The organism is Salinimonas iocasae, assembly GCF_006228385.1.
In the GTDB taxonomy this organism is placed as follows: Bacteria; Pseudomonadota; Gammaproteobacteria; order Enterobacterales; family Alteromonadaceae; genus Alteromonas; species Alteromonas iocasae.
This window is the reverse complement of record NZ_CP039852.1, coordinates 3,236,772-3,250,349: the sequence shown is the minus strand read 5'-3', so window position 1 is coordinate 3,250,349 and position 13,578 is coordinate 3,236,772. Positions and strand designations below refer to the sequence as shown.

Genomic DNA, 13,578 nt, shown 5'->3' with positions numbered 1-13,578 from the left:
CCTCGCTTATCAAACAAAGCACGACAGTAGTGCTGTTTATCTGTCAGGCAGGTCCTCAATTATGTCTGAGAATAAGGAGAACGCGATGCAGAATATTCAGTTACGCGATGGACGGTCCATCCCCCAGGTCGGGTTCGGTACAGCCGCAATTGGCGAGATGCATCAGGATGACGGATATGTCAAAGATACTATCCTGAAAGCTATTGATGCGGGTTATCGTCATATCGATACCGCCTCTTTTTATGGTAACGAACGTAGTGTCGGACAGGCCATTGCCGAATCCCGGTTGCAGCGGGAACAGTTTTTTATCACCACCAAAGTGTGGGATACCCAACAGGGCTACCAGTCTACATTTAAAGCGATGGATGAAAGTCTTGAGCGACTGCAGATGGACTACGTCGACCTGTATCTTGTCCACTGGCCTTACCCGGAAAAAACACGCCCGACATGGCAGGCGATGGAAAAGCTGCATGCAGAGGGTATAGCAAAGTCGCTGGGATTATCTAATTTCAGAAAGCAGGACATTCAGCAGCTGTTTGAAATTGCCGAGATAAAGCCGGTGTATAACCAGATTGAGTTGCACCCCTACCTGACGCAAAAGCCGCTGGTTGAATATTGTGAAAGTAAAGGTATTGCGGTGTCATGCTGGTCGCCACTGGGCTCAGGCTCATGGAGTGACGTGAAAGCTGAGGATAAACCGGTAGCAGAAAAAGTTATCAACGATATGGCTGAAAAGTATGAAGTCTCCACTGGGCAAATCATTTTGAAATGGGACATTCAGCAAGGGCGAATTGTTATTCCTAAATCAGAAAGCGAAAAGCATATTGCGGCGAATCTGGCTTTAGATGGTTTTACGCTGACAGACGATGAATTAAATGCGATAGATGCATTAAATAAAGATCTGTGTTTTGGTGGTGACCCTGACAACGCCTGGCAGGAAAATCTGGAGCGTCCTGTACCCTGATTAGGCCTTAAATAAAATCGCCCCTGAGCATATACTGCCCAGGGGCGTTTATTTAACCTGCGATTAGCAGACCGGCGCCAATGACAAGCCAGATAATACAAGCAGCCACCAGGATAAGGTTGAGCCACTCGCTCAGTGAACGCGACTGCTTTTTCTCACCATGGTCGTGACCATGATGCTGATGGCTGTTTTTCGCCGCGCGCCAAAAGTATACAAGCACGCCGCTTAACGCAATAAAGACCAGATTAAGGACAAATCCATAATCTACCGCAAACATGTTCCGATCGCTGATACTGCCCGAAGATGTTGTATCAGGTAGAAAGCCTGCCAGATTAAATCCGTAATGCAGTAAAAGTGATGTCGTAACCAGTGCTGCCAGCAGCAGCCCCAGAATATAAAATGCCATCTTCCAGCCATAGTAGCGTGCATTAATGCGCAATACAGGGTAAACAACTAAGTCTGAGAATATAAACGCCATCACACCGGCAAAGCTGACACCTTTATCAAAAAGCAGGGCTGCCAGAGGTATATTTCCCATGGATCCGATAAAGGTAAAGAATGCCGCCAGCGGTCCGACAAGCGTCTGTAAAAGTATTTGCCAGAAGGACAGTGATTCATCGCTGCCGGTTCCAACGAACAATGCTTCAAAAAAAGCATCAGGAACGAAGGCGGCAATTAGTCCTGCAACAGTGAAGCCGATTAGTACATCCTTCCATATCATCTGCCATTCCATGACATACTTCATGCCAAGCTTTTGCCAGCCAGATTTGGATGTGATAAGTTCGGCAAATGAAGGCGGATTGTTATCTTCATTGTCACTATTGTCTGATAACCGCTGACGAACATTTTTTATAAGTTTGTCCGGACGGGTGAGCCACACAAACAACCAGACACTGAGAATAAGTAACACACCGCCGATATACTCGGCGACCACAAACTGCCAGCCCAGAAAAATAGCAATAACAAACCCCAGTTCTATGACCAGGTTGGTAGAGGCCAGCAGAAAGGCCATTGCCGGAATAAAGCCTGCGCCTTTTGCAAACAGTGCCCGGGTCGTTGCCAGTGCAGCAAAACTACAGGAAGACGAAATAAAGCCGAAAAAGGTGCCAAGGGATACGCTTTTGGGATCGCCGCCATGCATGACTTTCTGCATTTTTTCGCGGGTAACCAGCAGTTGTATCAGGCTGGAAATCACATAGCCCAGCGCAAAGGCCCACAGTGCCATCCAAAAAAAGCCAAGACTGGTGCGTGCAGCCTCGGCCCATCCATTAAGAAAATTATCCATAGCAACACAAGTGTTAAATGCAAACCAATGATTATTGCTACCCGTCAACAACCATACAGGTTCATATGGATATTATTGTGTTGCCAGCCAGCCGTTTTGCTCAGCGATATCCAGTTGTTCATTGACGTACTGCCATAAAAGCGGCGCAGCCGTTTCGAGCATCTGGTTTCTGTCGAGTATTTTTTGCTTAGTGACCTTATGGCGAGCCCAGCTACCACCATTATTTTTCATATTCTGAAACAGGGGAAGAATACGATCCATCGCCTTAGCAAAGCGCGCATCGTTAGTTTCAGCGGCTTCAAACTCCAACCACAACTTCAGGTAATGCTGGCCCTGCGATTCTTTGAGCAGGCCGAAAATCCGCTTGGCAGCAGCCAGCTCTTTAAGTTCCTGCTCAGCGTGATCCTGCTCATCAGCAAAGGCAAACATATCGCCGGCATCTATCTCAACTAAATCATGCAGCAGTATCATTTTGATAACCCGGTCGATATCAACCGGATGCTCAGCGTAATCTTTTAGCATCAATGCGGTGAGCGCGACATGCCATGAATGCTCAGCACTGTTTTCCTGCCGGTTGTCTTCACCGGGTAATAACATCTGGCGCTTCACCGCCTTTAGCTTGTCCAGCTCATTGATAAAGTCCAGCTGGGAAAGGGATACAGTCATTTATTTGTCCTTTAAAAACAAAAAACGCGCCACAAGGGCGCGCTTCAATTCGGGCGACAGGATTAATCCTGTTTGCTTAACCAAACAATAAGCTCAACGATATCGTCTTCAGACATATCGGAGGTAAATTGTGCCTGATAACGACCGTTTACAATAAAGTTAGGTACACCACGTACATACTGACGATAGTTTTCCAGTACCTTATTGTTTCTCTTCATCATGTTGTTAACACCAAAGCTGTTAGAAAGCTTATCAAACTCGGCGTTATCAACACCGTTTACGACGAAGATATTACGCAAATCTTTCATGCCGGTAACACTGGCGCGCTGCTTATGAATATAATCAAAAATCGCAGCATTCAGTGCGTCTTCCTGCTTCACAGCGCGTGCTACCATCATGGCACGGGTCGCATCATCCTGAATACTTTGCTCGGTAAAGCCCATGAAATTCACATGAATTTTTTTAAACTCAGTATTATCAGAAATTTTGGATTTTATTTCATCTACCAGTGGCTCAAACTGGTAGCAGTGCGGACACCAGAAAGAGAAGAACTCAAGAATTTCAGGCTGCTCAGTAGCCGCTTCGTCCAGCACCCGATAGTGCTTTCCCTCTTCCCATTTTGCATCTGCAGCGCAAGCCTGCAAAGGAAGCAAAATAGCCATAACAAAAAATAATGCGATTTTTTTCATGCAACATTTCCTTTATCCATATCTGTGAGTGAGGTTACCACAGCATTGTTACTTCGCCTAGTCGCTATCTTTTTCTGAGCTTGTCGACGGTAAAGATTCAAGCCTGCCAGGAGGGCGCAGCTTTGATGCTGTGCATCTCGCCGACCAGCCTGATGGATTCAAGGCACTGTTTATCATCGTACACGGGGAAAGACAGGATGACCTCGTCGACGCCTGTTGCCTCCACAAACTCGCTCAATTGTTTCTCTACGCTGTCCGGTGTGCCTTTCACCGCATAGCGCAGCGTTCGGTTGATGGTCTGTACTTCGACTTCACTGAGATGTTTGTATATATCATCCACCGGTGCCGGCATGGGCGCGTTTGCCCCCCTGCGTAAATTAGCGAACTGTTGCTGCACCGAACTGAAATGATAATTTGCGTCATCGTCAGACTCTGCGACTACCGCCATTACTCCGGCCATCACATAAGGTTTATTGAGTTGCGCAGAAGGCGAAAAGTTCATTTTGTAGATGTTGATAGCATCAAATAAAGCGTCAGGCGCAAAGTGGGAAGCAAACGAGAAAGGTAGCCCCAGTTTGCCGGCCAGTTGAGCAGAGTAAAGGCTGGAACCTAACAGATACAAGGGCACATGGCTGCCTGCCCCCGGCACCGCGAGGACTTGTGCATCCCCACTATCATCAGATAAATAGCGCTGAAGCTGCTGAATATCAGAAGGATAGTCGCCCACATTTTTATTCAGGTCTCGGCGTAGTGCATTTGAGGTGGCAGGATCAGTGCCCGGCGCACGGCCCAGTCCCAAATCGATACGACCGGGGTAAAGCGCGTCCAGCGTGCCATATTGCTCAGCAACCACCAATGGCGCGTGGTTTGGCAGCATAACACCACCGGATCCTAAGCGAATTGACTGTGTTAGCGCACCAAGGTTAGCCAGAAGTGTTGATGTGGCGGCACTGGCAACGCCTCGCATGCCATGGTGTTCAGCCAGCCACAGACGTTCAAACTGACTGTTTTCAGCGAGTACGGCAATAGCCTGGCTTTTTGCCATCGCCTGCTGAACACTCTGGTTTTCACCGATATGTGCAAGATCAAGAATTGAAAGAGGTACGGGAGAAGTCATGTCGGCTCCGGTAATAATAACGTTACCAAAGACGGTGGGGGCGAGCACTCACTGATACAAGTGGCTTAACAGACACAACACGTCGGGCAGAGCATGCAGCCCGACAAACTACATTTGTCAGGCGGGTGAAGAAGACTGCGCCATGCGGGGCGCAAGGCGCGAAGCCTGTGGGGTCATGGTGCCTGCAATGTCATAGCAGTTACGCTCGCTGAACTGCCACTGGTTGTTGTGTCGGGCAAACGTGAAAACCGTCAACTGAAAAGAGTCTTCTATCTCAATCAGTACGTTTTTATCGACATCCACATAGCCGATAGTCTCATCGCTGAATGTTACTTTGACATACCCTTCGTCAGAAATCGTATCGATTTCCTGTACGCGCCGCTCGAACTTTTCACAAAAAATCGACAGCACGGTGGTTACTTCCTGATTTAGTAACGCCGGACTTTCAGAGAGGTTATTTAAATGGGCCAGTAAGCGTTTCATAATTGTGCCTCCGATAATCGGATGGATATCACTTGCTGACTAAACAAGCGCGAATAGCGCAAAATTACGGATGTGTCTGATGCACATCTTCATATAAGGCTGCGAGGTAACGATAACATAGCTGTGGCTGCTTTTCAGCCGGCAGCGACCGCAGTGGAGTGGGCATTAACCGAAATATTAATGATTAAAATGCATCTGTGAAGGTACAAAGCGTGGTTTCAGAAAGTCAGGGCTATCTCAACGGCATTATAGAATAAATAGATCTATCTATAAGCACCGGTAGCCATTCTGTTTGATGCGCGTTGTGTGGTCGGAAAGCTGACGATAGTATTGCGGCCGGATTGTTTGGCTTTGTAAAGTGCCGCATCGGCCTGATTAATTAGCGACTGAGGTGACGTTGCACTCATACTGTCAGCCAGACCGATACTTACTGTGACCCGATCAGTTTTTTCGGACGATGCAAAGGCGATATTAAGTGTACTTACCGCGCGCATCACCCGAGAGGCAGCAGTGGTGGCTTCTTTATGCTGTTGCCCGGGTAGTATTATAGCGAACTCTTCACCGCCATATCTGGCAGCCAGCCCGTTAAGGCTATCGGCGACATCATCCAGCACGCAGGCAATAGCCTGTAGCACTTCATCGCCGGCCTGATGGCCATAGTTATCGTTATAGTGCTTGAAGTTGTCCACATCGATAAACAGCAAACTCAGGCCACTTTCTGCAATGCTTCGCCACTGCGTTTCCAGTGTCTCATCAAAATGGCGGCGATTAGCAATGTGGGTCAGTCCATCCAGGTTTACCAGCACTTTAAGACGGGCGTTGGCCTGTAATAATTCCTGCTGTACGCGTTGTAGCGATTGTCTGGTTGTAATACTGGACAGCGTTTCGCTGACCATCTCACCGATAAGCTTAATCGACTTGATTTCGTGCTCGGTCCAGCAATGCGGACCGGTTAGAAAATCGCACCCGATAAAACCAAACAGGTCATCATTAACATGTACTGCAACACATAAAACCGCGCGGATCCCTTCCCGCTGGAACTCCGCCTTTTCCAGTGCCGCAGTAGCGGGAAGTTCCTCAACATCGCCGACTACAAATGCATGGTCCTGTTTGATTACCGTATCAAAGTAGGGGAGTTGTTCTGCTACCGGCACCTGTTGCAGCTCATCTTTAAATGGCGTTACGCCCGGCGCGACCCACTCATGCGTGTTATCCATAAGCGCATTATCCGAAGAGAAGCAAAACAGATAGCAGCGCTGGGCCTTCAGATATTCACCAAAGGTACCCAGGCTTTGCTCAATCAATGAATCTGCCTCGTCATCTCTGGCATTAATTAACCGGGTAGAAATAGCAGAAAGCATCATGCTGAATGATAATTTCTCCTGCCAGGCAGATAGCGTCTGGTGCGTCTGATAGGGCTGATTGAGCGTAACCTCAATAACCAGCCATGCTGTGTCGTTATCGCTAACAAGTTTGCTTTGCAGGTGGCTGTAAAAGCGTCGCGCGCCACATTGCAGTACTACTTGCTGACACAATGCATGGTGATGTTCGGCGATGACCAGGGGAGATGCATCGCCGGTCAGCGCGTCGCCGGTGCGGCCACAGTAAAATTGAATCGGGCAGGGGACATCGTCTGAAAATGTGGTCTGAGATAGACTCAGGTGCTGTGTCAGTACGTCTGACAGGTAAAGCGTGCTGCTATTTTTCTGTTTGAAAATCAGACAGGACGGCAGCTGCTGTAACAAGTTTTTATAATTATTAGTCATTGGGCCCGGCAACCCCGCGCCAACATCCAGTAGTGCAGGCATAGCGGATTTATTTTTATAACTTCACACTATAGTCAGGAATATGGGTTTATGACAAAAAAACGGGAATATTCATTATGAATGTGTATTCCCGTTTATCGGTGGGGGGAGTTAGCCTTGCCAGGTAACCGACAACACAGCACGCCGTTCGCGGGCCGAAAAGCCAACAATATCCTGATATTCCTCATCCAGCAGATTATCGATACGCAGAGCCGCAGACCACTGAGATGTCGCCTGGTAGCTAACACTTAAATCAACCAGCGTATAGGCAGACAACGCGACACGTTGCGCAGGTTGTGGATAGGGTGGGTAGTAAATGTCGTCGCGACTACCGGTATAGGCTGCTTTAGCATAAAACGACATATTGTCGATGGGCAGTGGGGCTAGCACACTCACAGAAGCCTGATGATTTGCTCTGCGCAGCTCATCTACACCGTCTTCTTCGCTATTCACATAGCTGTAACCGGTGCGCACCGTAATATCATCTTGCTGATAGGTAAGCTCAGCCTCAATCCCCTCACGGTCACTGTCGGTATCTTTATTTTCGGCGGTAGTGATGAATGTTTCCGGGTTATAAACATACCCGTTTATCTCATCTTCAAGCTGTGTTGAAAAGATGCTTAGCTGACCTTGCAGTGCCGACGTAAACGTTGCTCTTGCTCCCGCTTCCCACTGCTGACTGGTTTCCGGCTGCAAGTCCGGGTTGCCGGTAAATGTTTGCGGGTAATAGCCAAAGCGTTCGGTAAAAGAAGGTGTCTTAACTGCCCGGCTGACACTGGTAAACACCGTATACTGATCGGTGACTGGCCAGTTCAGGCCGGCCCGGTAACTCACAGCATCATCAAATTCTGAATTGTCATCAAACCGTGCAGAAAGTGACAATAACAGGGTGTCAGCAAGTTCGGTGGCGGTTTCACCAAACACACTTACCGTATGGTCTTGCTGGCTTTGATTGGGATCGCCAAAATCCACCAGCCCGCGCTGGCTGAACTGACGCGTGAGGTACTCCAGACCGCCAGCAAGCTGCCAGTCGCCGATATCGTAGCGATTTAGCCAGGTCAGTTGAAAGCGCTCACCGGTGGTACCTCCAGCAAAACGACCACTGGCAACGCTGTCATTTTTATCTTTGCGATAGCTACCGGTAACGCTGCTGCTATAAGCGACATCCTGCGGAGTAAAATCCCAACCGATGAGCGCATTGATTTGCTTGCCATCGGTCACATTGTCCGCATCCACGGGTAACCCGGTCTCAATGCTGTCGATAGCATCAAAATCGCTGGCATAATCAACCAGACGGAGGTTAGCCGAGAAGCGGTGTTGTGGGCTTGCCTGCCAGCGCAAAGCGCCCCCTGTGGCAATGTTCCGGTATCCGTCATCCTCACCCCCGGTCAGGGCGATATTATCTCCATTGGTATTCAACCAGTTTGCATAGGCATTAAAAGATACCTTGCCTTGCGTGCCGCTGGCCGATGCTGACGCTGATGTAGTCCCTTGCGTGCCGATGCCGACCTCTGCCTGCACAGCATCTTTTTGCCCGGCACCGGCAGTGGTTGTGATATTTAATACACCGGCCACCGCGCCGCTTCCCCACAATGCGCTTTGTGCACCACGCAGCAATTCAATGCGAGCAATATTCGCAGTATTTAAATGCGCCAGGTCGATGGTACTCCCCTGACCAATATCATTGGCAATAACACCGTCAATAACTACCAGTAAGTGATTGGTTTCACTACCGCGCAGGCGTATTTCGGTAAGTGCGCCGGTACTGCCGGACTGTGCAATCGTTACGCCGGGCAGTGCGCGTAGCAGGTCTGTGATCTGAAGGGCGCCTGAGCGCTCAATTTCTCGTTGGTCGATGACCGTGGATACCGCCGCCAGTTCAGAACGGCCAAGCGCCAGACGAGAGCCGGTTACCGTCAGGGTTTCTGCATCAGTGGGGAATGGCTGTGAAAAAGCCGGCGAAACGATGCCGGATAACGCGAATGCCGCCGACAAAGCGGTCGTAGTAAATAATGGGTTCTTCATGAAATGATTCCGTAACAGCACTCCGCCCGAGTGCAGCTGATAGGAAAGGCTGACTCAGTGTCAGCCGCGTATCAGGCCGGTATCCGGGCTGGCTCGCTTCGTCATTTCGAAGCCATTTACGTCTTCCCATGAGTGCTCACAGTGACGTTTAGCATTTGCTAATGTAAATGAAGATCGGAGATCTGAGCTTACCGTTGCGGGGGCAGCGTCAGCTTTTCACTGACTTCCCGTTTAACTTGTAATAAAAACAAGCACCTGAATAGCGCCGGAGTATACGTTATAGCACGGGCAAAACAAACCACAGTTACGCGGCGAGCTGAGAAATTATAATGTAGCGGCTGGCCTTACCAGCAGTGACCAGCACCACGAACCACACCGGACTGATGCGAAGTATGCCGGCAATAAAGGTCAGCGGATCGCCAATAACAGGTACCCATGCCAGACACAGGCTCCACCTTCCCCATAGCCGGAATTGATGTTCGGCTTTAACCAGGCGATGTTCAGGGACTTTGGCAATGCGCATTATGCCCGCTCTGCCAAAGCGCCAGCCAAGCCAGTAATTTACCAGTGAGCCACCGACATTGCCGGCTGTCGCAGTAATAATAAGCGGGATAACCGGGTAATCGGCGTAAAGCAGAGCAAGTAATACAGCTTCAGAGCCTAATGGCAGCAGAGTGGCAGCCAGAAAGGCGCTGACAAACATTCCGGCCAGCCCGGCTTCGGCAAACACCGGCGTTACATACCAAGGGTCAGTGGCGGCTCCTGAAGTGCTGACATTTGCTCTTTGAGCGCCAGAATCTGTCCTTCCCAGTATTTATCATCTGCGAACCACGGAAATGCCCGGGGAAAAGCAGGGTCCTGCCAGCGACGGGAAAGCCACGCCATATAGTGAATCATGCGCATAGCACGAAGCGGTTCAATCAATGCCAGTTCTCGCTTATCCAGCGAATGAAACTCTTCATAGGCTTCAGCCAGAACATCGATCTGAAGCAGTTGCTGCTGACGATCGCCGCTAAGCATCATCCACAGGTCCTGAATGGCTGGCCCGCTGCGACAGTCATCTAAATCCACAAAAATCGGGCCGTCACGCCACAGAATATTCCCCGGGTGACAGTCCCCATGCAGCCTGATTTCGTTGACGGGCCGATAATGTTTTTTGGTTAGGTCAATGAGCGGTTCGGCAATCGCAAAAAACGCTGATTTAAGGTGGTCGGGTAACAGCGCACTTTGCTGTAATTCGCGATAAGGTTCGTCCAGAAATGTTTCAGTGCTGATAGCCGGCCGGTGCGTGAAGCTTTGTGTCTGACTGACTCTGTGCATCCGCCCGATAAAACGGCCCATCCACTCCAACTGATCCAGATTATCAATTTCAAACTGGCGCCCGCCGACTGACGGGAACACGGTAAACCGGAAGCCCTGATAAGTATGCAGCGTTTGCCCGTCAATTTTCAGCGGTGCTACCAGTGGAATGTCGGCATCGCTAACCTGCCAGGAAAAATCGTGCTCTTCCTGAATTTGTGCGTTGGTCCAGCGGTCAGGGCGGTAGAACTTGACTACCAGGCGTCGGCCATCGTCGGCCTGAAACTGGTAGACGCGATTTTCATAACTATTTAGCGCAAGCAAACCGGATTGTGGATAGATGCCACAGGCCTCAAGTGCATCAAGCACCACATCAGGCGTCAGGCCGGTGAAGGTAAAATCGGTCATACATCCCTATTGGTATAAAAATTTAGAAGGCTCTGTAACCTGTATCGTTTCGCCCTGCGAAGAGGTTGTAGACACCTTGAATTGAATTTCTGTGACGGCATCTTCCAGATTATAGGCATCGGTGGCAACCGAAATCGGTAATGTTGCGACTTCTCCGCCACCAACAGTAACGGTATTATTGCCGATAAGGTCGTACGAGGGCAGGCCCTGAACATCAATTGTGTAAGTCAGGCGTTGTTGCGATTTGTTCAGTACCTTAAGGGTATAAACGTTTTCAATCAGGCCTTCGTTAGTCTCGCGATACAGTGAATTCCGGTCTCTGATGATATCTACCTCAAGTGGCACGCGATAGATAACATTGGCGGCAAAGACAGCAAGCATAATAAGCAATACCACAAAGTAGCCAATTAACTTGGGCCGGAAAACCCGGGTGGTTCCGCCGGCCAGCGCATCTTCTGAGGTAAAACGGATGAGCCCCTTAGGGTAATTCATTTTATCCATAACCCCGTTACAGGCATCTACGCAAGCACCACAATTAATACACTCATACTGCAAGCCGTTGCGGATATCGATACCGGTCGGACAGACCTGCACGCACAGGTGGCAGTCAATACAGTCGCCAAGCCCCTTTTCACTTAATGCGTCGTGCGGAATTTTGCGCGGGCGCGGGCCACGTGCCTCACCACGGCGGGCGTCGTAGGCCACTGTGATTGTGTCGCGATCAAACATCGCCGACTGAAAGCGCGCATACGGGCAAATATGCGTACACATAATTTCCCGCATGTACCCGGCGTTACCCCAGGTGCAGACTGCAAAAAACAGAATAGAGAAGGTCGCCCAAAAACTGGTCTGAAAGGTAAAAAAGTCTATAAACAACTGGCGTACCGGCGTGAAATAGCCAACGAACAGCAGCGCAGTGAGAATGGCTACTGCCCACCAGCAAACCTGTTTGAGGGTTTTGCGCCAGAATTTGTCCCAGTCCATAGGGCGTTCGTCCAGCTTCATTCGCTTGTTACGGCTACCCTCTATTTTTTCCTCAAACCAGGTGTAGATATAGACCCAGGTTGTTTGCGGACACATGAAGCCGCACCACACGCGCCCGGCAAAGGTTGTGACAAAAAACAGCGCGAAGGCGGAGATAATAAACAGGTAAGCCAGCAGTGTCAGATCCTGCGGCCAGAGGGTCAATGAAAACAGAGAAAAGCGCTGCTCACCGATATCCAGCAGTATCGCCTGCTGCCCGTTATACTGAATAAAAGGCAACACCGCGAATAACGCCAGAAAGAACAGGCCGAAGAAACGACGAAATGTCTCAAGCGGGCCTTTAACGGCGCGAACGTAAATGCGACTTCGTGAAGAATGGCGTTTTTTGGTAGCACGGCGAGGCTGGTGGACTTCCACCTTTGATACATTTTTAACCGGAATACGTTCGCTCATGCAAAACCCTTTTGCGTAGAAAAGCGCCCCTATCATAACAGCGCATAATCATAATAGTTTAATGCAGATCAAAAAATCAGCGTACAGCTGGCATTAAACGTCACAGATAAAACTGGAATATGCTGTGATGGCTGAATTCAGCCGGTGCAGATGTTCAAAATTTATCTATAGGTATAAAAATACTTATTTTTCCTACTGTAAAAGTAAACTAACCTTTCATGCATACAGGAGGAATAGATAATTTTTATGATTCGCAAAATACTGGTCTTTATTGAGATTGCCGCTTTAGTGATTGTATTGCGCATGCCGATAGTACAGGACTTTTTGTCCAGTGCTCAGCAAACGGTTACGCATTGGCTTATCACGATAGAAGCGTTGCCTGATAAAATGGCGCTACACGATCTTCGTGAGCAGTCCAGTGGCCTGTATTCTTCAATGCGTCCTTTCCAGCAGGACTATTTTGATTCTGTCACATCAAGTCGTCAGAATGTGAACCATTTTCATAAAACGTATTGTTTAAACGACGATAAAAATCCTTTTATTGCCGGAGACAACCGCCATCAGTTTTGCAGTTATCTGTCCGAATCACCGTTACTGGCAAAACGATAAACGTATTCATCTTCTGTTAAGTTTTCCCAGCATACTCTATACCTGACACACGTTCTGGCAATAGCCCTGGTTAGTATTAAATTATGACCATTAAATGAACTTGCCATGATGAACGTGCTCTAACACCCAGACGTAATCATTCATGTGTCAATCTGTGTGAGGTATCCACAATGGCAAAGTTTGCTGTGGCAATGCTGAGTATTGCCGGGCTGTATGCTGGAACTGCCAGCGCGGCCGCTGAAGTAAGTGTTACCTGGCAGGAGCCCGAGTCTTATCAGGACATCCGCCCCTCCAATCAATCCCGCAAGTCCTTCCGGGAAATGATTTTCAAAGACATGGAAGCATATATTACCGAACTGGCTGAAAAGCTCCCCGACGGTCAGACCTTATCAATGACCGTGACTGACCTCGACCTGGCGGGTGAAGTCTGGCCTGCCAGTTTTCTGGGTGGCGTAGGCGGCGCCGATATCCGGCTGGTCAAGCCGCTATATATTCCACGCATGCATTTTAGTTACACACTTTCAGACGCAAGTGGCGCTACACTACAAAGCGCTGATGTAAAACTAAAAGATATGTCGTTTATGGACAGAGGCACGCGTATCAATCGCCGCTCAGAAAATCTTACTTACGAAAAAGCCATGATCAGAGACTGGTTTGAAAAGACCCTTGAGCAGACCGCCGCTAGGCCGAAATAAAAATGATGGGCTTTGTTTTCGGCAATGAGACCCCTCATTGCCGCATAGAGCCTGCATTTGTGGCTGTTCACTCTGTGCGAGGGTCAAATTTCCGTC

At 49.1% G+C, this 13,578-nt stretch carries 13 protein-coding genes and 1 riboswitch; of the genes, 3 read left to right on the top strand and 10 right to left on the bottom strand.

Annotated features, from left to right (window positions below; all coding sequences use genetic code 11):
• Positions 1-61: 61 nt before the first annotated feature.
• Entirely contained in the window at positions 62-964 is a 903-nt protein-coding gene (locus FBQ74_RS14455) for an aldo/keto reductase (RefSeq protein ID WP_232371929.1), read from the top strand.
• Between the two features lie 52 nt (positions 965-1,016).
• Here the strand turns inward: FBQ74_RS14455 and FBQ74_RS14450 are convergent, their stop codons facing one another.
• The 10 genes from FBQ74_RS14450 to ccoG all read right to left on the bottom strand — a co-directional run bounded on the left by FBQ74_RS14450 (position 1,017) and on the right by ccoG (position 12,178).
• A complete protein-coding gene (locus FBQ74_RS14450) occupies positions 1,017-2,249 on the bottom strand; it encodes a permease (RefSeq protein ID WP_139757330.1) in 1,233 nt (410 codons plus the stop codon).
• Between the two features lie 72 nt (positions 2,250-2,321).
• Positions 2,322-2,915, bottom strand: coding sequence for an HD domain-containing protein (locus FBQ74_RS14445; RefSeq protein ID WP_139757329.1), 594 nt, complete (start codon positions 2,913-2,915; stop codon positions 2,322-2,324).
• A 62-nt stretch (positions 2,916-2,977) separates the two neighbouring features.
• Positions 2,978-3,604 carry a thiol:disulfide interchange protein DsbA/DsbL gene (locus FBQ74_RS14440; RefSeq protein WP_139757328.1) on the bottom strand — a complete coding sequence of 209 codons (627 nt, stop codon included), beginning with the start codon at positions 3,602-3,604 and terminating at the stop codon, positions 2,978-2,980.
• 97 nt (positions 3,605-3,701) lie between these two features.
• On the bottom strand, positions 3,702-4,721 hold the full coding sequence (locus FBQ74_RS14435) for an LLM class flavin-dependent oxidoreductase (RefSeq protein ID WP_139757327.1): 1,020 nt from the start codon (positions 4,719-4,721) through the stop codon (positions 3,702-3,704).
• A gap of 117 nt (positions 4,722-4,838) precedes the next feature.
• A complete protein-coding gene (locus FBQ74_RS14430) occupies positions 4,839-5,204 on the bottom strand; it encodes a hypothetical protein (protein ID WP_139757326.1) in 366 nt (121 codons plus the stop codon).
• 263 nt (positions 5,205-5,467) lie between these two features.
• Positions 5,468-7,012 (bottom strand): sensor domain-containing diguanylate cyclase, encoded by a 1,545-nt coding sequence (locus tag FBQ74_RS14425; RefSeq protein ID WP_139757325.1) that lies wholly within the window; start codon positions 7,010-7,012, stop codon positions 5,468-5,470.
• A 108-nt stretch (positions 7,013-7,120) separates the two neighbouring features.
• Positions 7,121-9,034: a TonB-dependent receptor plug domain-containing protein gene (locus FBQ74_RS14420; RefSeq protein WP_139757324.1), complete on the bottom strand. Its 1,914-nt coding sequence runs from the start codon at positions 9,032-9,034 to the stop codon at positions 7,121-7,123.
• 57 nt (positions 9,035-9,091) lie between these two features.
• A riboswitch (cobalamin riboswitch) is annotated at positions 9,092-9,308 on the bottom strand.
• A gap of 30 nt (positions 9,309-9,338) precedes the next feature.
• Positions 9,339-9,764, bottom strand: a complete 426-nt coding sequence (locus FBQ74_RS14415) for a YqaA family protein (RefSeq protein ID WP_232371928.1) — start codon at positions 9,762-9,764, stop codon at positions 9,339-9,341.
• A 5-nt stretch (positions 9,765-9,769) separates the two neighbouring features.
• Positions 9,770-10,741, bottom strand: a complete 972-nt coding sequence (locus tag FBQ74_RS14410) for a serine/threonine protein kinase (RefSeq protein WP_139757323.1) — start codon at positions 10,739-10,741, stop codon at positions 9,770-9,772.
• Between the two features lie 6 nt (positions 10,742-10,747).
• Positions 10,748-12,178, bottom strand: coding sequence for a cytochrome c oxidase accessory protein CcoG (gene ccoG, locus FBQ74_RS14405; RefSeq protein WP_139757322.1), 1,431 nt, complete (start codon positions 12,176-12,178; stop codon positions 10,748-10,750).
• 246 nt (positions 12,179-12,424) lie between these two features.
• Between ccoG and FBQ74_RS14400 the strand changes: the two genes are divergently transcribed.
• Positions 12,425-12,787 (top strand): hypothetical protein, encoded by a 363-nt coding sequence (locus FBQ74_RS14400; protein ID WP_139757321.1) that lies wholly within the window; start codon positions 12,425-12,427, stop codon positions 12,785-12,787.
• Between the two features lie 170 nt (positions 12,788-12,957).
• Positions 12,958-13,482: a DUF3016 domain-containing protein gene (locus FBQ74_RS14395; protein ID WP_139757320.1), complete on the top strand. Its 525-nt coding sequence runs from the start codon at positions 12,958-12,960 to the stop codon at positions 13,480-13,482.
• The last annotated feature ends 96 nt before the right edge of the window (positions 13,483-13,578 follow it).

Excerpts from the sequence above, each read along its gene's own strand:
- FBQ74_RS14455 (WP_232371929.1), top strand. The coding sequence starts at position 62 with ATGTCTGAGAATAAGGAGAACGCGATGCAGAATATTCAGTTACGCGAT.
- FBQ74_RS14450 (WP_139757330.1), bottom strand. The coding sequence starts at position 2,249 with ATGGATAATTTTCTTAATGGATGGGCCGAGGCTGCACGCACCAGTCTT.
- FBQ74_RS14445 (WP_139757329.1), bottom strand. The coding sequence starts at position 2,915 with ATGACTGTATCCCTTTCCCAGCTGGACTTTATCAATGAGCTGGACAAG.
- FBQ74_RS14440 (WP_139757328.1), bottom strand. The coding sequence starts at position 3,604 with ATGAAAAAAATCGCATTATTTTTTGTTATGGCTATTTTGCTTCCTTTG.
- FBQ74_RS14435 (WP_139757327.1), bottom strand. The coding sequence starts at position 4,721 with ATGACTTCTCCCGTACCTCTTTCAATTCTTGATCTTGCACATATCGGT.
- FBQ74_RS14430 (WP_139757326.1), bottom strand. The coding sequence starts at position 5,204 with ATGAAACGCTTACTGGCCCATTTAAATAACCTCTCTGAAAGTCCGGCG.
- FBQ74_RS14425 (WP_139757325.1), bottom strand. The coding sequence starts at position 7,012 with ATGCCTGCACTACTGGATGTTGGCGCGGGGTTGCCGGGCCCAATGACT.
- FBQ74_RS14420 (WP_139757324.1), bottom strand. The coding sequence starts at position 9,034 with ATGAAGAACCCATTATTTACTACGACCGCTTTGTCGGCGGCATTCGCG.
- FBQ74_RS14410 (WP_139757323.1), bottom strand. The coding sequence starts at position 10,741 with ATGACCGATTTTACCTTCACCGGCCTGACGCCTGATGTGGTGCTTGAT.
- ccoG (WP_139757322.1), bottom strand. The coding sequence starts at position 12,178 with ATGAGCGAACGTATTCCGGTTAAAAATGTATCAAAGGTGGAAGTCCAC.
- FBQ74_RS14400 (WP_139757321.1), top strand. The coding sequence starts at position 12,425 with ATGATTCGCAAAATACTGGTCTTTATTGAGATTGCCGCTTTAGTGATT.
- FBQ74_RS14395 (WP_139757320.1), top strand. The coding sequence starts at position 12,958 with ATGGCAAAGTTTGCTGTGGCAATGCTGAGTATTGCCGGGCTGTATGCT.